This is a genomic window from Roseivirga spongicola, from assembly GCF_034376045.1.
GTDB lineage: Bacteria > Bacteroidota > Bacteroidia > Cytophagales > Cyclobacteriaceae > Roseivirga > Roseivirga spongicola.
Genome location: NZ_CP139724.1, coordinates 2,153,560 through 2,175,127, shown reverse-complemented (window position 1 = coordinate 2,175,127; position 21,568 = coordinate 2,153,560). Strand labels below are relative to the sequence as shown.

General features: G+C 40.9%; 18 protein-coding genes and 1 tRNA gene. 4 read left to right on the top strand and 15 right to left on the bottom strand.

The features are described from left to right. Positions 1–17: 17 nt before the first annotated feature. From T7867_RS09585 to T7867_RS09535, 11 genes are all read right to left on the bottom strand, one after another. A complete protein-coding gene (locus T7867_RS09585) occupies positions 18–1,205 on the bottom strand; it encodes a phosphoglycerate kinase (protein WP_068220937.1) in 1,188 nt (395 codons plus the stop codon). A gap of 3 nt (positions 1,206–1,208) precedes the next feature. Further along, positions 1,209–2,174 carry an L-threonylcarbamoyladenylate synthase gene (locus tag T7867_RS09580; RefSeq protein ID WP_068220934.1) on the bottom strand — a complete coding sequence of 322 codons (966 nt, stop codon included), beginning with the start codon at positions 2,172–2,174 and terminating at the stop codon, positions 1,209–1,211. Further along, positions 2,174–2,893 (bottom strand): tetratricopeptide repeat protein, encoded by a 720-nt coding sequence (locus tag T7867_RS09575; RefSeq protein WP_068220931.1) that lies wholly within the window; start codon positions 2,891–2,893, stop codon positions 2,174–2,176. Before T7867_RS09575 ends, T7867_RS09580 begins: the two co-directional genes overlap by 1 nt. Before the next feature lie 51 nt (positions 2,894–2,944). Next, a complete protein-coding gene (locus tag T7867_RS09570) occupies positions 2,945–5,803 on the bottom strand; it encodes a T9SS type A sorting domain-containing protein (RefSeq protein ID WP_068220928.1) in 2,859 nt (952 codons plus the stop codon). Between the two features lie 46 nt (positions 5,804–5,849). After that, complete coding sequence (locus tag T7867_RS09565; RefSeq protein WP_245660230.1) at positions 5,850–6,416, bottom strand: NUDIX hydrolase; 567 nt, start codon at positions 6,414–6,416, stop codon at positions 5,850–5,852. Continuing rightward, entirely contained in the window at positions 6,394–6,759 is a 366-nt protein-coding gene (locus tag T7867_RS09560; RefSeq protein ID WP_068220922.1) for a hypothetical protein, read from the bottom strand. The genes T7867_RS09565 and T7867_RS09560 overlap by 23 nt, the downstream gene beginning before the upstream one ends. A gap of 2 nt (positions 6,760–6,761) precedes the next feature. Next, a complete protein-coding gene (locus tag T7867_RS09555) occupies positions 6,762–7,352 on the bottom strand; it encodes a hypothetical protein (protein WP_068220919.1) in 591 nt (196 codons plus the stop codon). Positions 7,353–7,388: 36 nt separating this feature from the next. Then, positions 7,389–9,323 (bottom strand): RecQ family ATP-dependent DNA helicase, encoded by a 1,935-nt coding sequence (locus T7867_RS09550; RefSeq protein ID WP_068220916.1) that lies wholly within the window; start codon positions 9,321–9,323, stop codon positions 7,389–7,391. Between the two features lie 121 nt (positions 9,324–9,444). Then, positions 9,445–9,825: a hypothetical protein gene (locus T7867_RS09545; RefSeq protein WP_068220914.1), complete on the bottom strand. Its 381-nt coding sequence runs from the start codon at positions 9,823–9,825 to the stop codon at positions 9,445–9,447. A gap of 184 nt (positions 9,826–10,009) precedes the next feature. Then, complete coding sequence (locus tag T7867_RS09540) at positions 10,010–10,783, bottom strand: enoyl-CoA hydratase/isomerase family protein (RefSeq protein WP_089082293.1); 774 nt, start codon at positions 10,781–10,783, stop codon at positions 10,010–10,012. After that, complete coding sequence (locus tag T7867_RS09535; RefSeq protein WP_322300127.1) at positions 10,780–12,843, bottom strand: ComEC/Rec2 family competence protein; 2,064 nt, start codon at positions 12,841–12,843, stop codon at positions 10,780–10,782. The genes T7867_RS09540 and T7867_RS09535 overlap by 4 nt, the downstream gene beginning before the upstream one ends. 132 nt (positions 12,844–12,975) lie before the next feature. On the opposite strand from T7867_RS09535, the gene T7867_RS09530 reads away from it, so the two are divergent. Next, positions 12,976–13,584: a Crp/Fnr family transcriptional regulator gene (locus tag T7867_RS09530; protein ID WP_068220906.1), complete on the top strand. Its 609-nt coding sequence runs from the start codon at positions 12,976–12,978 to the stop codon at positions 13,582–13,584. 63 nt (positions 13,585–13,647) lie between these two features. On the opposite strand, the gene T7867_RS09525 is transcribed toward T7867_RS09530, so the two are convergent. The 4 genes from T7867_RS09525 to T7867_RS09510 all read right to left on the bottom strand — a co-directional run bounded on the left by T7867_RS09525 (position 13,648) and on the right by T7867_RS09510 (position 19,788). Next, entirely contained in the window at positions 13,648–14,991 is a 1,344-nt protein-coding gene (locus T7867_RS09525; protein ID WP_322300126.1) for an alkaline phosphatase family protein, read from the bottom strand. Between the two features lie 73 nt (positions 14,992–15,064). Beyond that, positions 15,065–18,244: a TonB-dependent receptor gene (locus T7867_RS09520; RefSeq protein ID WP_322300125.1), complete on the bottom strand. Its 3,180-nt coding sequence runs from the start codon at positions 18,242–18,244 to the stop codon at positions 15,065–15,067. Between the two features lie 160 nt (positions 18,245–18,404). Next, on the bottom strand, positions 18,405–18,845 hold the full coding sequence (locus T7867_RS09515; RefSeq protein ID WP_273515207.1) for a GNAT family N-acetyltransferase: 441 nt from the start codon (positions 18,843–18,845) through the stop codon (positions 18,405–18,407). After that, positions 18,805–19,788, bottom strand: coding sequence for a PhoH family protein (locus tag T7867_RS09510; protein ID WP_068220894.1), 984 nt, complete (start codon positions 19,786–19,788; stop codon positions 18,805–18,807). Before T7867_RS09510 ends, T7867_RS09515 begins: the two co-directional genes overlap by 41 nt. Before the next feature lie 88 nt (positions 19,789–19,876). Between T7867_RS09510 and T7867_RS09505 the strand changes: the two genes are divergently transcribed. The 3 genes from T7867_RS09505 (at position 19,877) to T7867_RS09495 (ending at position 21,299) form a co-directional block, all read left to right on the top strand. Further along, entirely contained in the window at positions 19,877–20,617 is a 741-nt protein-coding gene (locus tag T7867_RS09505; protein WP_322300124.1) for an SAM hydrolase/SAM-dependent halogenase family protein, read from the top strand. Between the two features lie 69 nt (positions 20,618–20,686). Next, a complete protein-coding gene (locus tag T7867_RS09500) occupies positions 20,687–20,980 on the top strand; it encodes a putative quinol monooxygenase (RefSeq protein ID WP_273515212.1) in 294 nt (97 codons plus the stop codon). A 237-nt stretch (positions 20,981–21,217) separates the two neighbouring features. After that, positions 21,218–21,299 (top strand) — tRNA-Leu (locus tag T7867_RS09495). Positions 21,300–21,568 lie beyond the last annotated feature (269 nt).

Genomic DNA, 21,568 nt, shown 5'->3' with positions numbered 1-21,568 from the left:
TTTGATAAAGTTCTCTTTTAGTCTTCTAAAGCAGCAACTCCAGGTAACTCCTTACCCTCCATATATTCGAGCAAAGCACCTCCACCAGTAGAAACATACGAAACATCATTTCCATAACCCAAAGTGTTTACCGCAGCAGCAGAGTCTCCTCCACCAATGAGAGAGAAAGCACCGCCTTTTGTTGCTTCAACAATTGCTTCTGCCACAGCCTTAGTACCTGATGAGAATTTCTCCATTTCAAAAACACCCATTGGACCATTCCAAAGAATAGTTTTAGACTCTTTTACGGAGTTACTAAATACCTGAGCAGCTTCTGGACCTATATCTAAGCCCATCCAACCTTCCGGAATGGAAACATTCAGGCATATCTGTGTATTTGCATCATTACTGAAAGCATCTGCAATTACTGAGTCAATCGGGAGCATAAGGTTTACACCCAACTCTTTAGCCTTTTTAATCAGTTCTTTGGCTAAGTCTAGCTTATCTTCTTCTAGTAAAGAGCTGCCAATATTACCGCCCATTGCCTTAAAGAAGGTATACGCCATACCTCCACCAATCACTAGGTTGTCTACTTTTTCCAATAGCCTCTCAATAATTAAGATTTTATCGGAAATTTTGGCTCCACCCATAATGGCTGTATAAGGCTTTTGAGCATTATCTAATACCTTTTGAGCATTGTCTAACTCTGCCTGCATTACAAAACCACAGCCCTTTTGCTCAAAGAATTGAGCTATTATTGAAGTAGAAGCATGTGCTCTGTGAGCCGTACCAAATGCATCATTTATGTAGATATCTCCATGAGATGATAGCTTTTTGGCAAAGTCTTCATCTCCCGCAGTTTCTTCTTTGTAAAACCTTAGATTTTCCAAAAGGAGAATATCGCCAGATTCTAATGTAGAAGACAGCTTATTGGCCTCTTCGCCTACACAATCATCAGCAAACTTCACCTCTCTATTGAAGACTTGAGATAAATGAGACACCAAATGCTTTAGTGAGAATTTATCTTCTGGTCCCTCTTTAGGTCGGCCTAGGTGCGACATAAGTACTACTGCTCCTCCCTCATCCAAAATCTTTTGAATGGTTGGCACGGCAGCCTTAATTCTTGTATCATCAGTAATATTGAAGTCACTATCTAAAGGAACATTGAAGTCCACTCGGATGAGTGCTTTCTTTCCTGAAAAATCAAAGTCGTTGATGGTTTTCATAGGTTATTTTTTATTAGCTGTAGCTCTTTTTATACGATCGTTTATTGCACGACCTAGCCCTTCATTGGGCACAAATTCGACAAGTATGGTTTTTATTTTAGCTTCCTGATCCAGCCTTCTCAAAGCTGAAAACAGATTTCTAGCAGCCTCATCTAGGTTACTGGTATGCGAAAGAATCACTTGGTTTTCCAGCGGGATATCCTTCAGTGGCTTATTAAATACAATGGTACCAATTTGAGAAAAATCGATCTCCTTATTCCAATCGAAATCATTTATCAATTCAATCGATTTACCTGGTGCATAATGACTTTTAAGCATTCCAGGCGCAGTAGGTCTAGAACTAGAGTGCTGATTCACTTCCACTGAACCTATAACCTCTTCTATCTTCTCCACTGCTAAACCTCCCAGTCGTAAAACTCGAGGATTACCTTCCAAGAAGCTGACTATGGTAGACTCAACACCTACTCTACATTCGCCACCGTTCAATATATAAGCCACCTTTTCTCCCAGCTGAGCCTCTACATGCTCTGCAGCTGTAGGGCTCACATAACCAAAAGGATTCGCACTTGGAGCAGCCAGCGGAAAATCTATCTGCGAAAGTAACTCTAAGGTGAGGGGGTGAGAAGGAATTCTGACAGCCACCGAATCTAATCCTGAGGTGACTAGGTCTGGCACTATGGCCTTCTTTTTGAGCAAAATAGTGACGGGGCCAGGCCAAAATTCACTAACTAAAAGCCTTGCCTTTTCCGGTATAGCTTCAACAAAGCGTTCTACCTTTTCAATGCTGTTGGTATGAACAATGAGTGGGTCAAAGGAAGGCCTGTTTTTGGCTTTAAAAATTTTAGCAACAGCTTCCTCATTTAAGGCATTGGCCGCTAAACCATAAACAGTTTCAGTCGGAATTGCCACCAGATCTCCAGAGACAAGGCTACTTCTGGCTTCGGCTATATCGACTCCAATCTTTGCCACTACTGCATACAGTTTTGAGCAACCGCATCGGCCGCACCCTCAAAATTTAGATTTTGAGCCTCCATGAGGTAAGTACAACCATCTGTTTTATTGTCTAAGGCTAACTCTGCAAGACCTAACCAGTAGTAGGCTTCCCCATACTGAGGGTTCATTTCAATGGCCTTTTTCAAATCGTAAATAGCATCATCAGAATTATTAATCCTTAATTCGGCCTTCCCTTTGTTTAGATACAAAAGTGCGTTTTCAGGATCCATTCTTAAGGCAAACTCAAAGTCGAACAAAGCCCTGTCGAATTCATTATACTTAAAAAGGATAGCACCTCTATTGAGGTATGCATCTACTACATCTGGCTTCAACTCTATTACATAATCGTAATCTAGCATTGCCTCATTATCTCTACCTAATAACCTGAATGAATTTCCTCTATTAAAAAAGGCTTGGTACTGAGTTGTATCCGTATTAATAGCTTTAGTGAACACCTCTATAGATTCATCTAATTGGCCTAACCTGAGTAAGGCCACTCCCTTGGCATTCAATGCTGTATAATTGTTCGGCTCTTTCTCAAGGGCCTCATTGAACACTTTAACTGCCTCGGCATACTTATCGGCTGCCATTAAGTCTCTTCCTGACTCCACAAGTTCCTCTACTGGAGGAGAACAGGCTGCCAAAAAAGTAATTAGAATGATACCAAAGACTGATTTCCAGGTGGTTTTTAACATATCCTTTGTTTAAGGCTGTAAAGATAGCAGTACTATGAGAGTTGCGAAAAATTAATTGCGCTGAAGGATAACTCTTTTACTTTCCTCTCCACCTTCATGGGTGATTCTGATAATATATAAACCACTAGAAACTGGTTGTTCTTGGTTGTTAGTTCCATTCCAGAAAAAGTCATTCTCTCCCTGAAAAGCTAGACTACTAGTGATGCGCTTTACCTCGTTTCCATTGGTATCATAAATTCTCATAATAACGAATCGAGTATCAGGGGAATTGATTTTGATCAATACTTTTTCAGAAAAAGGGTTCGGATAGACCGTTTGAACTTCAAGTTTGTCTACCTCTACAAGGTTATCATTTTGCACAACTGAAGCAATCTGTGAAGTATACAAACCACCTCCATGAGTGGCTACTGCAATTTTACCATCTACCTGACGGTAATCGATCATATTGACAATAGTATTCCCTATACCCTCTGGAGATTCTTGTACCCAAACTGGTTCTACTCCTTCCTCAATAGATGTAGTAGAGAATAAACCTATACTCGTACCAGCATAATACTCATATCTACCTGATGTTTTCGGTACTATGGAAACCCACCTAACAGAAGGGCCTGTTCCTGCACCAGTTGGGTCTCCCTCTAGGTTGCCAGCAGCCATGTGAAAGCTCTCTCCCCCATCAACACTTCTATATATACTGTGAATATTATAGTTAGAAAAAGCTACCAGAATATGGTTTGCGTCTGTAGGGTCTACAGCAATACTCCTTATATATCCCTCACTGCTAAAAGATGAACTGGTAATCTCTGTAACCTCGTAAAGCTCACTATGAGCATTTTCTACCTTATAGAGTTGTCCGTTAGAAGTCCCAAAGTAAAGTATATTTCTAGGGTTGGTAGAGACTTGCAATGCACTTATAGTGCCGTCAGCTATTTCAGTTTCCTCTAATTTATCCCAGTTCACCGAGGTAGGCTGTTGAGAGCCTGACGGGATTTGAGACAAATTCTGGTTTCTCCAGATATGATCACCTCCTGCCAGATACATCCTATTGGCATAATTAGGGTCTAAAATATAAGGGTTAATAAAAAGATAAGATTGGGAAGGGTCGCTTCCTCCACCTATAGGATCTACTCTAGCAAAAGAGGTAAGCTGAGCCCTCTCATTCAGTGCAAGCCTGAATATTCTCGAGTTCTGAAATGACATGTAATAGTAAATCCCAAAGTCTGTAGTGGCAGAAAAGCCACCGTCTCCACCAATTACAGTCACCCCATTAGGGCCATTGTCTGTAGCTGTGTTAAAAGTGAGAATAGAGCCATTATCTTGAGTACCTCCAATAACTAAGTCTTCTGCCTGGTTTCTGCTAATTGCACCTGTGTAAAACTGAGTTGTAACATAACCATTGTTTAAAGAAATATATTCAACCTCATCAGCTAGGTTGTTTTCTGTTAAAAAGAGCCCGCCATCATTGGCAGAAATCATCTTATTCGGGTCACTTGGTAAGAATACAAGGTTATGCTGGTCTGGGTGGTGATTTTCATAAACAACTACATCTCCATCTTCGTCTAAAGCATAACCACCAATCCATTGAGTATTTTCGCTAGAAGTAAAACCATCAGTTGACCTGTATAAGTTAGTTCCTCCTACATAAACCACATTTGGATTTTCAGGATGAACACCTACTACCAGATTATATGATTCTTGAGACTCCAATTCTTCTATATCATCTCCCCCATCAGGAAGGTTGTCACCTAAATCAGTGAGCGCATCTGTAGAGGCGTTATACCTATACAGACTATAACCTCTATTCGCTCTATCCGATAAAAAATAGACAATGTTCGGATCAGAAGCCGAAGATGCTATTTCTGTTCTCTGCACAGGGCTAGAGTTCCAATTGGCTATTACAGACCAAGAGGCTCCATCATTTGACCTATAGACTCCTCCCTTAGATGAAAGATTACCACTTGAGTTTGTTACATTACTGAGTGTAGCGTAAAATACACCATTACCTGCCCTATGTATATCGGTATAAAATATAGCCTGAAGCTCATTAAGATCTGTAGACGAAGGTTGATTAAGAAAATTATCTCCCAATACAGTTGTCCACGTGTTACCTCCATCTGCCGACCGAACAATTCCTCCCCATACAGCTGCTAAAATCACATCTTCAGGAGAGTTAGGGTCTGTGGTTATATCCCACACATATTGAAAAGGAGATACAAAACCTGCCGGAGTTAAGCTTTGAGTAGATGTCAGTACCTGCCAAGATAAGCCTCCATCAACTGATTTAAAGATGCCGTCACCCCTAAAAGGTGCTCCAGGAGCTCTACCAGAGTTACCTACTAGCTCGCCTGTTCCATAATACCAAACATCTTCTTGGCCCGACCTTACATCTTGGGTAATTGCGGTTACACTTTGTATTTGATTTGGCGAGGTAGTTTTAGACCAAGACTGTCCGCCATTAGTTGAACGCCAGACTCCTCCTGAAACCCCTCCTGCTAGAATGGTATTTTCATTTCGAACATCTAAAGCTAAGGCCCTGGTTCTTCCTCCTATATTTTGTGGGCCAATTGATGTCCATTGATTTAAAACACTTAGGGCGTTAAAGTTATCGCTACCGGCAAGAGACTTCTGCAACCTCAGTTTTTCATTCTCGAATTTGAGTTGATTTAAGAACTTGAGCTCTTTGCTACGAATATCTTTAGGAACTTCACCCGTTTTTGGGTCGACCAGCATTTCTCTTTCGTAATCTGCTCTAGATTGAACATTTCCTTCCTGAAAGAAAGAAGCTTCAGGAGCAATCAGCTCTACAGATTCAGTTTCTGGTGAATGATTAGGCTTTAGAGAAATCACTGTGCAGGCTAATACATAGCACAGAATGGCACCTATTAAGAGGGACTGCTTTCTTATTATGGTCATTACTCAAATATAAATTAGAACCATTAAGGACGGGTAAATGGGTTTGCTAATTTCTTAACTTCTCAGTTTTACTAATCATTCTGCTAATAGAATCATTTTCTAGAAAGTAAGTCTTAGCTTCCTCTAACTTAACCCATTTCATGGAGTTAGACTCATGATTGATCTGAATTGTTTCGTCCATGTTTCCGTAAACCAAGAACCTAACATCATAATGATCGTGGCCCGGAATACCCTTACGTTCGGGAATAAAATGTATATCTAAATCAAAGATTTCGCCATCTGCCAGACAGATGTCTTTTAAGCCCGACTCTTCTGTAACCTCCTTCAAACAAACTCTACGCAATTCAGAGTCGCCATCGGCATGACCTCCAAGCTGAAGCCATCGGTTAAGTTTAGCATGGTGAGTAAGCAAACAATGAGTAAGCTCTCTGTTTACTAGCCAAGCAGAGGCCGTAAAGTGAGCATGGAGCAAGCTACGCTCGAAACAGTTGGGGTAATTGTTAAGCAAAAAAAGCATTCTCTCACGGAATGCCTTTTCTATCTCGCTGCTCGGCTCATAGGCCGTTAGCATATTTCTTAATACCTGTTTGTCAAAGTTCGGAGATGACGACATTGGCTTTATTCAACTTTTTCATTTCTAAATCGGAGATTATCTCTCCACCACCAGCATTGGTCATGTCGTCTTTCTCAACTCTTACGTAATATTCTTTCCTTGTAAGCTTTTTAAAAGTAACAACTCCTTTTTTGCTGGTTAATAAAGACTCTTGTACTGGGTTTTTCTCAGCTTTATAGTCTGCTGCGTTGGCATACAAGGTTACTCTGGCAGCAACTACCACATTCCCTAAATCGTCTACAACAGTAATTTTCAACTTAGTATTGAAAATTTGAGCCTGCGCTTCTGGCTTTATACCGACCGCAGCAATAGCTAAAAGTAGTACTACTAAATACTTTCTCATGTTTATGGTTTTATATCAAAGACTTTATCGAGTAAATCCTGAAAAGGTTCTGCTTCTGTATATTGGCGATCTTGATAGACATTTGCCATAAATTTTATATAACTGGGCTTTCTGTCTACATCAATCTTCTCAATGAGTACATTACCGAACCTCTGGTTTACAATTCCTGCCTCAAGTTCTTCTGAAATTGGCTTTAAATACCATTTTTCTATCGTTTCCTCATGACTCTCCTTGTCCAGAATTCTTCTATCTGCTTGAGCAATTTTGTAGCCATTTTCTAGAACTTTCTCTTTTAGGTAGTCGAAAATATTTCGAAAATTTTCTTTCCCTATGTTCTCATTATAACTGATAGCAAAGCCGTTGGCATATTTACTGTCTAGCAAATGTACATCTATCTCTGAAAGCATGCCTTGCTTTTTAAGATAGTAACCGCGTTCAATTTCCTTTAGCAAGTCTATCCCCTCCTCTGTGTGCAGCCATGCCTGATAGTTAGCCAACTGCTTTTCAGATCGCTCCAATACTTCGTGTATATAAGCGGCTTTTGAGGGCTGCTTACCGAAGAGTTTACCTACTACATCATCGAAAAAGCTCATAAATCAAAGGTAATGATAAGGCTTCAACTAAAAGACTTATTTGATAGTTCGTGAAAGTTTCAGAAAGCCGAATTCGTTGTAATGCAAATCTCCATGATCGATCAACTTAGAAAGCAAATTTAGAAAGAGTGTTTTGTCTGAAGGGTCTAACACTCTCACCATTTCATCTTCATTGAAGTCCTCATCTTTAGCTAACAACTCTAGTATTTGCTTTTTGTAATGAACTCGATGATAGCCGTCCTTTTCGTGCTTATGTCGGTTCAGACAGTTGTCGCATACCTCACAGTTTTTATAATCCTTCTCTCCAAAATAAGCCAATAGCAACTTGGTTCGGCAGTCTTCTTCATTGTGCAGGTAAGAGATTACCGACTCCATTTTATCTAGCTTCAGCTTTCGCTTAGCATTTAGTGCTTTTTGGTCGAGTCCTAATTTATCAGGGGCTTTCCTAGGGCTAAGAAAACTCAGCTGTGGCTTTTCCTTTTGCTCATTGTATTCTACAATCTCTCGTTGACTCAAATGCTTTAAGCTAGCGCGAAGTTGGCTTACACTTGTGCCCAAAAGAGCAGAAAGGTTGTTTTCTTGAAGACTAACGAAGTTCTGATATAGCTCCCCGCCATGAAGTCTTAGTAGTGCTTTTATTAGCGGATCGAACTGAGCATTGGCTATCTGAAACTCATACAACTTTCGCTGGTCAATCCTGAATTTGAGTTTACTTGGGCTGAAGAAAGACTCTGAGAGCGTGATGAGCCCCTGTTCCTGCAGCACTTTAACCGCATTGAATATCTCTAGTGGATGACGTTTAAAGCGTTTCGAAAATTCATCAAAATCAAAGTCGAAACTTTCCTGAGGCCAGCTACCAACAGCCAATTGGTAGTAATTTCCAAGCATTTGATAAACCTCCTTGAGCGTATCTAAATCGGGTAAAGACTGTTCTGTTTTTCGTCTTATATGCTCAATATCGGCCTGATTGCAAATGACTACAGCAAAAGCCTTTTTCTCATCTCTTCCCGCACGGCCAGCTTCCTGATAATAGGCCTCCAGATTATCTGGCAAATCCATATGCGCCACAACTCGTACATCGGGCTTATCGATTCCCATTCCAAAAGCATTGGTAGAAACAATGACTCTGGTTCGGTTGTGAATCCAGTCCTCTTGCCTAATATTTCTCTCCTGAAAGGTTAGGCCAGCATGATAGAAATCCGCTGAAATATGATACTGACTTAGCATTTGAGCAACTTCCCTAGCATGCTTTCTAGTACTTACATAAACCACTGCAGAACCCTGAATCTTTTGCAGAACTTCGAGCAGCTTTCGCTCTTTGTGTTCTTCATACCGAACAGAATATGAGAGATTAGGACGTGCAAAACTTTTTGTAAAAACCTTGGCCGACTTGAAATTCAGTCGTTTCTGAATATCCTCTCGCACCTTTGGGGTTGCCGTAGCAGTGAGAGCAATTACAGGCGTCTTGGGCAAAACCTCTCTCAGGTCGGCTATTTCCAAATAAGCGGGTCTGAAATCATAGCCCCACTGAGAAATACAGTGCGCTTCATCTACAGCAATAAGGCTTACACCGCGTCTATCGGCTACTTTCCTAATACGCTCAATGAAAATCTCGGTCTTCAACCTTTCTGGTGAACAATAGAGAAACTTGAGGTCGGAATTGGCCGCATTATCCAAGAGGTAATCAATCTCTCTTTTGGTTTGCCCTGCATGTAATGCAGCAGCAGAAATCCCCCGTTTTTGTAGTTGCTGTACCTGATCTTTCATCAGAGCAATAAGAGGAGAAATCACTAAACACAATCCATCCATTGCCATGGCCGGCACCTGAAAACAAATGGATTTACCTCCACCCGTTGGCAGCAGGGCCAATACATCATTTTGCTCAATTACAGCCTGTATTATATCCTCCTGCAGCGGACGAAAAGCATCGTATCCCCAGTATTGTTTAAGGATGTCTATTGGCTGGTTCATTTTTTTTGAATATAGTGATCGGTTGATCAGAAAATGGTTAATCATCTTAAAAGCCTATGGGTGCCCCTAAGAACAGATAAGTCTAACTATTTAAGGAATTGTGCCATATTCAGCAACTGAATTACTTTATAATATTAAGTGTTGTTTCTAAAGATAAATCACTAAAGTTTGCCGTTGTAGCTACCTTATAATAATCCTTGCCAACCTCGAGAATGGTAACAGTCAAAGTATCTCCTTCATTACCTAACAAAGAATCATCTCCACTTAAAACTTCCGAATTGAACAGTTGATATTTACAGTTGTCCAACCACTTTAATGAGTACTTCATTTTTATTCCCGATTTCTCATTGTATTCAACTTGATTCTTTTCGGTTCTAGTGATCAGAAAGTCTCCAAATTCTTCTGACTTCAACACAAACTCACCAGTCCTGACTGATTGACAGTTGTCTTGAGAAAAATTGGAAATACTGAGGAAAACCAAAAAATAAAAGACTGCCTTCATATGTTTATCGTTTTTAGCTATCGTTTAGGCACTAAACGAACCCAAATACAAGCCTGAGTGTATTTATGGTCTCAGGGTGACCCTAAGACCAGATTCGGTTTTGGAATCCAATATTTACCCCAACCCTAAAGGGTGAAAGATAAAGCTTCTACTCCATCCAAGTCCCCTTTAGGGGATTTAGGGGTCACCAGCTAGGCTTCTCTTTATTTAAGAAAGATGAAATTCCTTTCTGACAATCTTCTGAGGCTCGGGCTTTGGCATTTTGTTCTGCAGCGTGATTCAAACCATCTTCTAAACTCATTTCTTGAACCCCAGCAATCATTTGCTTGGTGAACTGCATAGATTGGCCAGAATTCTTCTTTACTAACTTCTTAGCAAAATCGCTTACCGTTCCATCCAACTCATCTTCTCCAACCACCTTATTCACAAGACCGAAATCTTTAGCTTCTTCTGCGGAAATCAGATCACCAGAAAGCAGCAATTCTTTTGCTTTTCCTTCTCCAATCTTTCTCAACAAAAACACTTTAACTATAGCTGGAATAAACCCGATTCTTACTTCGGTATAGCCAAACTGAGCTTCTTGAACAGTGAACGAAAAGTCGCAAACGGTAGCCAATCCACAACCACCTGCAATAGCATGACCTTGGATTTTAGCAATGACAACTTTCGGATGAGTGTAGATTTGGTAAAACAATTCTTTCAAGTGATTAGAGTCGGCTAAATTTTCTTCAAAAGTATTCTTCTGAAGCTGTTGTAAATAGGCCAAGTCTGCACCTGCACAAAAGGCTGAACCTCTAGCAGCCAAAACAATCACCTTGGCGTCAATATCTTCAGCGGCATAAGCAAATGCCTGCTTCAATTCACTCACAACCTGCTCGTTCAGAGCGTTTCGCTTGTCAGGCCTGTTGAGGGTTATGGTACAAATTCTGTCTTTTACCGAATATTCAACAAATGTCATTTTCTCCATAGACTGCTAAAATAGCCATTGGCACTGACTTGGTGTATATCAACTCGGTTTTCCTTAGCCTCTTCCAGTAAACTTCTTTGAGTGTAGAATGAATTAGACTTATCCAGAATAATCTGATCGGCTAAAATGAATGCTTCTAACTGTTTCAAGCTTTTAATCGCATTGTTAGAAATGATAAGAAAATCAACTTCTATCCGGTCGAAGTCAAAGTCGCCAAGTGGGCTGTTCAACCAAAGAATTGATTTCCCATCAAGTACTATAAGTTCGCCAAAAGGGAGTTTGGTATGTGGAACAGCTAATTCATCTTCCGTTATTTGCTGCTTCACCCCAGACATTAGCCTTTTTCCAGATAAGCTGAACTGTTGACTTTCAGGATCGTTCAAAAACTCATCATTGGCAAAAACTCTCCCCTTAAAACCAGCACGCAGATCTATTACTGAGTGATTAGAAGCATTCAATACAGAAAGCTCGAGCGAATCTGAGTAGGAGCTAAAATGGGCAATCTGCGAAATACTGAAAGCCAAGGCACAGCTCAAACCTAACTTCAAGTAAGCTTTTCTATTGGTTACTAAAAACAGAGTTATTCCACCTAAAACAACATACACTAACCATGTATCGAGTATTGAAAAGTAAACGCCATCGATAGTGCTGTTTGGAAAGCGGCTGACTTGAGCTACCAACCAATTCACCAAGCTGACCAGTCCTCCTAAAACGGTTCCAAATAATGCTGCAATGGCTGGAGCAAAAGAAAGAGCTAAGAGTATCAGTCCACCAATCAGAATGGCAAAAGCAGCAGGAATGATGAATAAGTTAGAAACCAGAAAGTAAGTTGGGAATTGATGAAAGTACAGCATACTTAAGGGGCCTGTAGCTAATTGGGCCGCAATTGACACACAGGTTATCGACCAGACTTTGTCTAGAAAACAGTTGTCAACTTGCCATAGTCCATAGACTTTTGGGTGCAAGTATACTATTCCGAATACTGCTAGAAATGAGAGCTGAAAGCCAACACTCATAATGAGGTAAGGATTGTAAAGCAGCAATGCCAAGGCAGAAAGAGATAGCGTATTGTAGATATTTCCCTTCCTAAAAAGTGCGCGACCTAAGGCCACAAATGAAAACATGGTAACTGCCCTAAGTACCGAAGGTGATAGACCTGTGAGTAAAGCGTAAGTCCAAAGAACCAGAATACTAATAGCGGCCATCCACCATCTGTACTTTCTTTTGTGGAGCCCAACCGCCTTCAGCACCCAAAATATGATTCCGAAAATAATCCCAACGTGCAAACCCGAAACAGCCAGCACATGCATAGCACCAGTTGCAGAAAATGACTGAATCAATTCATTATCCAGCTCATCTTTCACACCGAGAACCAAGGCTAACACAACTGCTCTAGACTTTGGATTTTCTATATACTGGCTTAACTGGGCCACACAGACTTCTCTAATTTCTATAGCTCTTGCCACAAACCAATTGGGTTCAGCATGGCCTATTACATCAAATTCATCACCGACAAACTGCTGAAAATGAATATTCTGGTATGCCAGATAGTTTCTATAATCGAACTCGCCCGGGTTGGCAGGAGAAGTGGTTTCGTTCGGAGCTCCATCAATTAGAAGTAAATCGCCATAAGAAAGAGCTAGCCCCTCCTCTTTTGAGAAATAGCCATTTACTCTACTTTCACTTTTTACCCAACCAGAATCATTGAGCAATTCATAAATCTCCAAAACAGCTCTTGCGGAATTTTTCTTTTCCTCTGGTTCACTAATCAATTGCGCTTTGTAAGCCTTGGTTGACTCAAAATCTCCTACATCATCTACCAAAAAGAAATCTAACCTGTAGGCACCTAAACTAAAGAGCAACACAAAACTTAGAATTGCCAATACCCGCTGATATTCGAGTGAATTCTTAAATAGCAGTAACAGATAACCAAGAATAAAGGCAAAAAGCAGTAGTTGCGGTAGAAGCACAACTTCGCCCAAGTAATGCCTAGAAACAATACCTAGCGCAAAGAAAAAAGTGAAGCGAACAAATGGAAACCGCTGAAACATTGTGTTAGTGCTTATTGATGCAGTAAACTCAACTTTACTCAGTTCTTAAACCATTAATCACTCTTAAACTTAAAGCAATATTGAGTTCACAGCCTGTTGAATTTAGTGAATTTACTTTGAGCAAAAAATAAGATGGAGCTCTACGACTACCTCAACCAGTCATCAGCCTACGACTTAAAAGCTGTAATGAAGGAATACACTGTTCCCAAAGGGCATTCTATCTATACGCCTGGAGCATCTACCCATTATATGTATGAGGTAGTTAGTGGCGCTGTAAAACTTGGCAGCTATGGCAACCAAACCCAGAAGGTAACCTACGACATTCTTCCCCCTTCATTTACTTTTGGTAATTTGAGGTATTTAGATGGGCAGTTTTTTGAGTATGCCGAATCTATTATGCCTACCACTTTAAGAGCTTATCAGCTCGATTTTTTCAAGCGAATCATTGAAGAAGACCCAGTGGCTTCTGCTTGGTTTAATAGAAAAGTGGTAAGAAGATGGTGCATTGCAGAAACTCGTCTTTTCAAAATTCGTGGTCTAGACAAAAAAGAGAACCTCAAATCGATTATTACTGAGTTAAATACCGTTGTAAAAGATGCCTACGGCAGAACTAGAAACCTACTAAGTGAACTCAGTATGCAAGACTTGGGAGATCTTTCGGGCATGACCCGACAAACTGTGAGCACACAACTTAAGCAGTTAGATTTAGGGAAGAGCATTATCTTGAAAAAGGCGTTGTAAAGGTTAACAGACTGCCCAAAGTCTAGCTGCTCTGGAGCAGTCTGTACAACAACCTAATCGCTCTTATTTTTGCTTGAGAATACCCGGAAGTAATACTCCATCTGGTGCTTCAAAATCTAGCTGAAGCAGCTCTGAAATTAGAGGCGCTACATCTTCCAAGCCCATAATATGGATGGTCTTCCCTTTCTGCACTCCAGCACCAAAGGCTACAAAACCAGTTTCAATCTGCTTGAATTCAGGAAAATAACCGTGGGTACCTCCCCCGCCAGACACTACATCGTTTCCAGTAGCCGATGACGACATGGCCACTCCTGGAATTGTTGCAATACCAAAGGCAGCATTCGGGTCTGCCCCTACTTGGTTAAGCTCTTCTTTCTCTACTATTCTGAAAAGCTTTTTAGTTCTTTCTGGCAGTGCTTCTATTGCAGCTCTTACTTTCTTTAAAGTGGCTTGATCATTCTTGTCTTTTAAGTGTAAAAAGGCCGATGCCCCAGAAGTATGAAAAGCAGCCTTCCAGTTACCTCTGTCTTTCTCTTTTCCTATTAATCCCTCTTTCTGCAGCCATACATTTGGAGCTAACCTTGTATGAACATCAACAAAGCCATGGTCTCCCGATACTATGATGGTAGTTCTATCGGCAATACCAGCTCTTTCGGCTGCTTCCCAAATCTTACCGATGGCTCTATCTGCAGCAGCAAGTGCAAAAGCTACCTTTTCACCATCTCTTCCTCCTTCATGCTGAAAGTGATCAGTTGCAATAAGATGCAAGGTCATCAGGTTTGGCTTATACTTCTCTAGCACATAAGCAGCCATTTCACCAGTTCGGTCTTCACGGTTCATATAATCACCGTTGAAGGTTCTCTGATTTAACTTTCCAGTTACTTCTAACTCTAGTTCTTCTAAAAATCCATCAGGCACATCTTTGTCCCTCATAGGTTGAATTCTGTCGCTTCCACCTTCTAAATACCAAAACTCTGGCAGGTTATAATCAATAGGCGCATCTACTGAAACTGGCCAAATGAATGAGGCCGATTTCATTCCCTTTGCTTTAACAGCATCCCACAGAGTTGGCACCTTTATTTGGTTTTCGAACCAATACCAAGCACCTGTTTGGCCGTTCTCTTCGAATGGAGAGTTATAAAAAACACCATGTCGGGCTGGCTTGGCCCCCGTAATCAAAGTGGTGTGAGAAGGATATGTAACTGTAGGAAAAACACCCCTTACTCCTTCGGCCTTGGCTCCATTTTCGGCCATATACTTAAGGTATGCAGCTGGCCATTTTTCTTCCATATAAAAATCTGGCCTAAAGCCATCTATGGAAACCAAAACCACATGGTCAGAAAGTCGCTCTTGAGCACTTGCTGCAAAGCTGGCCAAGAGCATTAAAATGAATAATACTTTTTTCATGAATAATATGATTAGCAAAAGCAGGTAGACTTATTCGTCTACCCGCCTTTACACTATGAAGAAAACTAACTAATTACTGACCGAAGGTGTATTTCAGGCCAAGCTGAAGCCTCCAAGGCGTTCCGCTTATTGGCTCGTTGGCCGAACCTGTTTGCACTGAATACTCATAGGCATTGGTTGCCTGATCGAAACCGGTGATTCTCATCAGTTCACGGTTTCTTCCATAATTGTGGGTATTACCTTTAGACTTGTTCAAGAAATTGGCAAAATTGAATAGGTCGGCAGAGAATTCTAAACCATGACCATGAGGCAACTTAAACTTCTTAATCAATCTTAAGTCTATGTTCGCGAAGAATGGGTTAACCCCGGCATTTCTCTCGGCAAACCTTCCGAAATTATCTCTCAAGTAATCTTTGAAGTGTTGTGGCACCTCAGGATCATCCAAAATCTCGTTGTAACCATTTCTAATAGCTTCAGGAGTTGCCGGATCATTCGGGTCGAAGATATAGGCTTGGTCGTTTGAAAGGTTAAAGTCACCATTCGCACTTCTATTATTATTGTCCACCACAAAGTTGAATGGCGTTCCACCAGTTCCTGTAATTGTAGCACCAAGCACAAAACCGTAGAACGAAGGAGTTGCAGCATTCACCACTAACTTCTCTCTAAAATTATTGTCAGAGAAGCCATAGTTTAAATCTCTCGGATCTCCAGTAACAGGAAGGAAAGTTGAGGTATTGGCCACACAACAGTTGTAAGAAGAGTTGTCTTTAGACCTGTTCCAAGTGAAACTGGCATTTACGTAACCATCTTCTCCCACTCTGGCTGAACCAGAAACAATAACGGCTTGCTGTCTAACAATACCCTCAGACTCAAGCACCAATGTTCTACCAATTTGATCAGAGATTCTGCTGTTTGTCCAGTCTGTAATTCCGCCACTAGTAATAGTATTAGCAGGAACAAACACCTCTCTACCTTCAGGAGTAACAAAGTACGGCTGCTGAACTAAGTTGGCCTCTTGGTAAACGTAGTTATTGGTGGTTTTACTTGCAATGAAGTTAACTGATACTGAATATCTATCATCGAAGTAGTGCGTGTAATCCAAGTTCATTTTAGCAATAGTAGGCACTTCAAAATCATCGCCCACAGCATTGATTGTGCTGAATGGAGTCTGACCAGCAGGAACACCAGGAGCAGTACTCGGATCGTTTCTATATGAATTAAAATCAGGAGTAGGCACATTGGCACCCGTTACATCAATAGCACCTAATAAAGTACCTGAATTCTGAATGTTATTTACCTGAGCGTAATAGTGAGGCTGTGAGTTAAAAATACCTCCACCTAGCTTAATTACATCTGTATCTTTTCCTCCAACATTCCAGATGGCCTGTAGTCTTGGCTGAATATTATCTAAGTCTGAGGGCTTATTGTCTGTTCTGATTCCAAGTTCGTTAAACACTAGCGGGTTAAACTCAGCTGCTTCGCTGAAAATGGTAGCATCCCATCTCAAGCCAGCCGTCAAGTCTACATCTGGGTGAGGCTGAAACTCTGCCTGAGCGAAAAGTGAAAGGTCATATACCGTTTGCTTTACCAAAGGCAAGCCCTGAAGTGGCACCTCTCTAGCATATCTGCTTGGCGTTAGGTTATCGAAATCATCTAATGAGTCGAAGAAGAACCTACCGTTTTGCTCATTGGAAAGTAAAGTTTCCAGATAAGTAATCATGTTATCTGTACCGAAAGTAAAGTTGAACTTTCCGCTTGTTAAATAAGCCGTATTAGTAAACTGAACTTGTTTTTCTAAGTTAGTTTCTGGCGTAAAGCGCTGACCACCAATCTGAGCAGTAATTGTTCTGTTAGAACCATTTGGCAATACAGAGTTGATGTTTACAATAGCTCTAGGAATATTGGCTGAAGGCAACAATGGGCTAGCTTGGAAAGCTCTCTCAGCATGCTGATACTGTAGCTTGAACTCATTAGTAAAGTTGGCGTTAAAGGCAGAACGCAATGACAAGCCCAAAGTATTTTCTTTCGACTCAAAGTCTGACCAGCTCTCTCTAACTTCTATACTTGAGTTATCACTAGTATTGAACGGTCTGAACCACTTGTTATAGTTGTTCTTAATGGTTAGTCTGTGAATATCGTTCAACTGCCAATCTATTCTGGCAAAGAAGGTATTAGCTTCAGAGCTTCTTTCGAACTGACCTACTTGCTGATCGTCAGAAAGTCCATACTTATCTCTTGCAATTTGTAAGAACCTGTTCAGGTTAGCATCAGTTACACCCAATCTGTTCTCATCATCTTCAGTATTGATGTCGGCAATAAATAATGGCTCAGTAGCATCTTGCTGCTCATACACTGCAAAGAAGTGTACCTTGTCTTTGATTATTGGCCCACCTACACTTAAACCGTACTGAGTATTATTGAACTCAGCGGTTCTTTCGTTTTCTCTGATATCGAATTTATTCTGAAGGTTCTCATTTCTGTGGAACACAAAGGCGCTACCAACAAAATCGTTAGTACCCGACTTAGTTACAGCTTTGATGGCTCCTCCACCCTGACGGCCTTGAGTTACATCATAATCGTTGGTAGAAACTTCGAAAGTACGGATAGCCTCTTGCGAAATAGTGTAAGGGCCACGGCCGATTTCACCTGCAGTAAGGGTGTTTCTAGCATTCAATCCATCGATAGTTACATTGGTTGAGGTTCTTCTCTGACCACCCAAGTTGATGCTTCCGCCTCCTTGTAGTGGAGAAAGGCTCACTAGGTTGGTAAAGTTTCTTCCTTCAGAAGGAAGGTTCTGAATTTGTCCAGCATCAATCAAAGTTCCTTCACCTTGTCGGTCTATGCTGGTTCTTAGCTGATCTGCGGTCACCACAAAAGTTTCCAAATCAACAGCCGACTCGCTTAATGTAAAGTTGATTTCCAGTTGGTCTCTCTGGTTGATGAAGAAACCTTCTTTCTTTTGAGTTCCAAAACTCACAAAGGAAACCGTGATTTCATAAGGACCACCCAGCGGTACTTGGCGGAAACGAAATTCGCCAGTGGCGCTAGTTAATGTTCCAGTTTCAAAGCCCGTAGCAGTATTTTTAAGTACTACGGAAGCTCCCGGAAGTGTAGTATTATCGTCTGTTTTGACAACACCACGAATGTTGGCATCGGTAGCTTGACCGAATACCGAAGTGCTCACACCAAATAGCATAAGCAACATCAGGGCACAAAAGGCCTGACTCTTCTTGATTAGGTTTGTTAGTCTCATAAGGATAGCATTTTGGTTCGAAGCTATCCTAAGTACTCTAGGCCGATATGTTAAAAATTAACATGCCGCCCTTAATTAACACAAGCATAAGAAAACTGTCAGATTGTTAACCCAACATTAATCCGACAGTAAAGGTGGGTTTAAGGTTCAAGGCTATTCTTTAGCCCTGAACCTTTTTCTGCATTTCGTAATGATCGATACCTACTTCATCGAACATTTCGCCAACTTTTTCAAAACCAAAACGGGTATAAAGTCCCATGGCCGCTACTTGAGAGTGAAGGTAAATCAAAGTACCTTCCGCTAGGCCTTCCTTATCCAAGTAACCCAAAACGGTTTGCACTAATCTTTTACCAATACCTTCTCCTCTGAATTTCTCTAGAACAGCAAAGCGCTCAAGCTTTACGCCTTTAGAGGTGGTTCTAAACCTACACGTACCAGCGGGTTCACCTTTTACATAGGCTATGAAGTGCGTAGCTTCTTCATCGAAATCATCGAATTCTTCTTCTTCCGGACAGTCTTGCCCTACAATGAATACTTCTCTTCTGATTTCAAAAGCTTCATCAAGCTCCTGCTGATTCTCTATTTTCTTTACTCTGATCACTTTTTTTAGTCGGTTTGTCGTATGCGTTTATAATCTCTTTAACTAGTTTGTGTCTTACCACATCCTTCGTATCCAACTCTACGGTTGCAATGCCCTTAACGTTTCTTAAAAGTCGCACTGCTTCGGCCAACCCTGAATGATGATGACGAGGCAAATCTACCTGAGAACCATCTCCTGTGACTATCACCTTAGAGTTTGGCCCCATTCTGGTAAGGAACATTTTCATCTGCATAGATGTGGTATTCTGCGCCTCATCTAAAAGTACGAAAGCGTTATTCAACGTCCTACCCCTCATGTAGGCAAGCGGAGCAATTTCTATGATATTATTCTCTTGATAGAACTTAAGTTTTTCGGAAGGTATCATTTCACCTAAAGCATCGTAAATAGGCCTTAAGTACGGATCTATCTTTTCTTTCAGGTCACCAGGAAGAAACCCGAGGTTCTCACCTGCTTCTACTGCCGGCCTGGTAATAATAATCTTCTGTACTTCCTTATTCTTCAGGGCCCTAACAGCCATTGCCACAGAAATGTAAGTTTTACCCGAACCAGCAGGGCCAATGGCAAACACTAAGTCGTTGTTATGCACCGCCTCAACCAACTTTCTTTGATTGTTGGTTTTAGGCTTAATTACATTGCCCCTGTTACCATAAACCAGTGTCTCATCACTAGCATCTTTGTCTAAATGACTGATTTCGCTGCGTACGTAAGACCTAACGCTTTCTTGCGTTACTTTTCCGAATTTATGATAATGCTTTACCAATGACTGAACGATGTCATTGATCTGGATGATCTCAGAAGCACTTCCTTTTATCAATAGTTCATTTCCTCTTGAAACGATCTTGCTTTTTGGAAAAGCAGAGGCTACTTCCTTAATATTTTCATTCCCCACTCCGAGGAAATCGACCATAGTAATATTATCGAGAGTTATAAGTTTTTCTACCAAATTTCAGATGCTTCTAAATGATTGTCTAAGCCTAAATTTTCAATACTTTTGCTATCACTAAATTATAGAATTAACGCCAAAAGCACATATGACCCTTATCACTTTCACTTCAGATTTTGGACGGAGTGACCATTATGTGGCGCAATATAAGGCGAGAATTCTATCGGAGTATTCAGAGGCTCAAGTCGTTGACATTTCTCATGAAATTAAAGCCTTCAATATTGCGCATCTTTCATACACCATAGGCTCAGTTTTTAGAGACTTCCCGAAAGGAACCATACACCTTATAGGTGGAAACAGCCAAGGCACGTATTTGGTTGCGCAGATCGAAGAACATTTGTTTGTTGCGCCAGATAATGGAGTACTCAGTCTTATTTCTGATCAAATAACTCAGGTTTATCAATTAAGGACTGAGAAAAACCCGAACAAGGAAATACCAGCCGCTGTAGCCAAATTAGCACAAGGTGAAAAACCTGAAAACATGGGAGAGCCTGTAGCCGAATTCAAGAAATTTATGCGCAGAAAGTCTAGAGCTACTAAAAAGGAGATTTCAGGCCATGTAATTCACATAGACCATTTCGGCAACCTGATCACCAATATTGACAAAGTAGATTTTGATATTCTGAGCAGAGACAGAAACTACACCATCTTTTTTGCAAGAGAGCATGTAAACAGTGTGCAAACTTCTGTAGACCAGGTAGACCCAGGAGATGTATTTGTTATGTTCACAGATGGTGAGCAATTAATGATTGGCATCAACCAAGGTAGTGGAAGCCAACTGCTTGGTTTGGAGTACGACAGTCCTGTTACCATTCAGTTTGAAGATTAATAACCCGGCCAACTTCTTGTGTCCCTACAATTTTGAATACACAATGACTGGCTACCAAATAGTTGAGCAATGTTAGTACGAATTGTTAGAATGACTTTTAAGCCTGAGGAAGTTGATGCCTTTCTAGAGCTTTTCCATGCGACAAAAGACAAGATCAGAAATTTTGAAGGTTGCCAACATCTAGAGCTGATGCAAGACTTCAACCATGATAATATTTTCGTCACCTACAGTTATTGGGAATCTGAAGAGCATTTGAATCAGTATAGATTCTCACCTCTATTTGGTGAAGTGTGGAAAGCCACCAAAGCTAAGTTTGCCGATAAGCCAGTGGCGTTTTCTTCTAAGAAGGTGGTTGAGGTGTAATAAGTACGTCATGCCAGAAAAATAGGGCCTAAATTTAAAAAAGGGTCTATTCTATCCAGTATCTCACTATGGCTATTTCAAAAAAGAGATTCCGGAATTTTTCTTCCCCATTTTAATTTGAGAAGAAAAATTTCGGAATGCCGATCAGATCAATTTTCCTTTACTTCAGTGTTGTTTAATAAAAAATCTTTATCCATTTTTGCACTCCCAACTTCAAGGGAGGAATATTCTCCAAATGCCTTGGTGGCGGAATTGGTAGACGCGTTGGTCTCAAACACCAATGTCTTCGGACGTGCCGGTTCGACTCCGGCCCAAGGTACAAAAGCCTCGACATTGTCGGGGCTTTTTCTTTTTACTCCTGAATTTATCGAAGAACCTACCCCGTATTTCCAACCTTGAGCTTACTGGAAAATCTGCCCTATCGAATTTTCATTTCAACACTATTTCTCTTGGCTGATCCCTCCGTTACGGTCGGGATAAAAAAGGATACAGCTTCTATGAAACTCCGGGTTCGGCAAACACACTTTAGTTATGACATTGGGCTACGCTGTAGCCAGGAATAAGTGATCATTCAATTTAGTCTTAGAG

Excerpts from the sequence above, each read along its gene's own strand:
- T7867_RS09540 (WP_089082293.1), bottom strand. The coding sequence starts at position 10,783 with ATGACATTTGTTGAATATTCGGTAAAAGACAGAATTTGTACCATAACC.
- T7867_RS09555 (WP_068220919.1), bottom strand. The coding sequence starts at position 7,352 with ATGAGCTTTTTCGATGATGTAGTAGGTAAACTCTTCGGTAAGCAGCCC.
- T7867_RS09530 (WP_068220906.1), top strand. The coding sequence starts at position 12,976 with ATGGAGCTCTACGACTACCTCAACCAGTCATCAGCCTACGACTTAAAA.
- T7867_RS09575 (WP_068220931.1), bottom strand. The coding sequence starts at position 2,893 with ATGTTAAAAACCACCTGGAAATCAGTCTTTGGTATCATTCTAATTACT.
- T7867_RS09585 (WP_068220937.1), bottom strand. The coding sequence starts at position 1,205 with ATGAAAACCATCAACGACTTTGATTTTTCAGGAAAGAAAGCACTCATC.
- T7867_RS09570 (WP_068220928.1), bottom strand. The coding sequence starts at position 5,803 with ATGACCATAATAAGAAAGCAGTCCCTCTTAATAGGTGCCATTCTGTGC.
- T7867_RS09550 (WP_068220916.1), bottom strand. The coding sequence starts at position 9,323 with ATGAACCAGCCAATAGACATCCTTAAACAATACTGGGGATACGATGCT.
- T7867_RS09565 (WP_245660230.1), bottom strand. The coding sequence starts at position 6,416 with ATGTCGTCATCTCCGAACTTTGACAAACAGGTATTAAGAAATATGCTA.
- T7867_RS09500 (WP_273515212.1), top strand. The coding sequence starts at position 20,687 with ATGTTAGTACGAATTGTTAGAATGACTTTTAAGCCTGAGGAAGTTGAT.
- T7867_RS09525 (WP_322300126.1), bottom strand. The coding sequence starts at position 14,991 with ATGAAAAAAGTATTATTCATTTTAATGCTCTTGGCCAGCTTTGCAGCA.
- T7867_RS09545 (WP_068220914.1), bottom strand. The coding sequence starts at position 9,825 with ATGAAGGCAGTCTTTTATTTTTTGGTTTTCCTCAGTATTTCCAATTTT.
- T7867_RS09505 (WP_322300124.1), top strand. The coding sequence starts at position 19,877 with ATGACCCTTATCACTTTCACTTCAGATTTTGGACGGAGTGACCATTAT.
- T7867_RS09520 (WP_322300125.1), bottom strand. The coding sequence starts at position 18,244 with ATGAGACTAACAAACCTAATCAAGAAGAGTCAGGCCTTTTGTGCCCTG.
- T7867_RS09535 (WP_322300127.1), bottom strand. The coding sequence starts at position 12,843 with ATGTTTCAGCGGTTTCCATTTGTTCGCTTCACTTTTTTCTTTGCGCTA.
- T7867_RS09560 (WP_068220922.1), bottom strand. The coding sequence starts at position 6,759 with ATGAGAAAGTATTTAGTAGTACTACTTTTAGCTATTGCTGCGGTCGGT.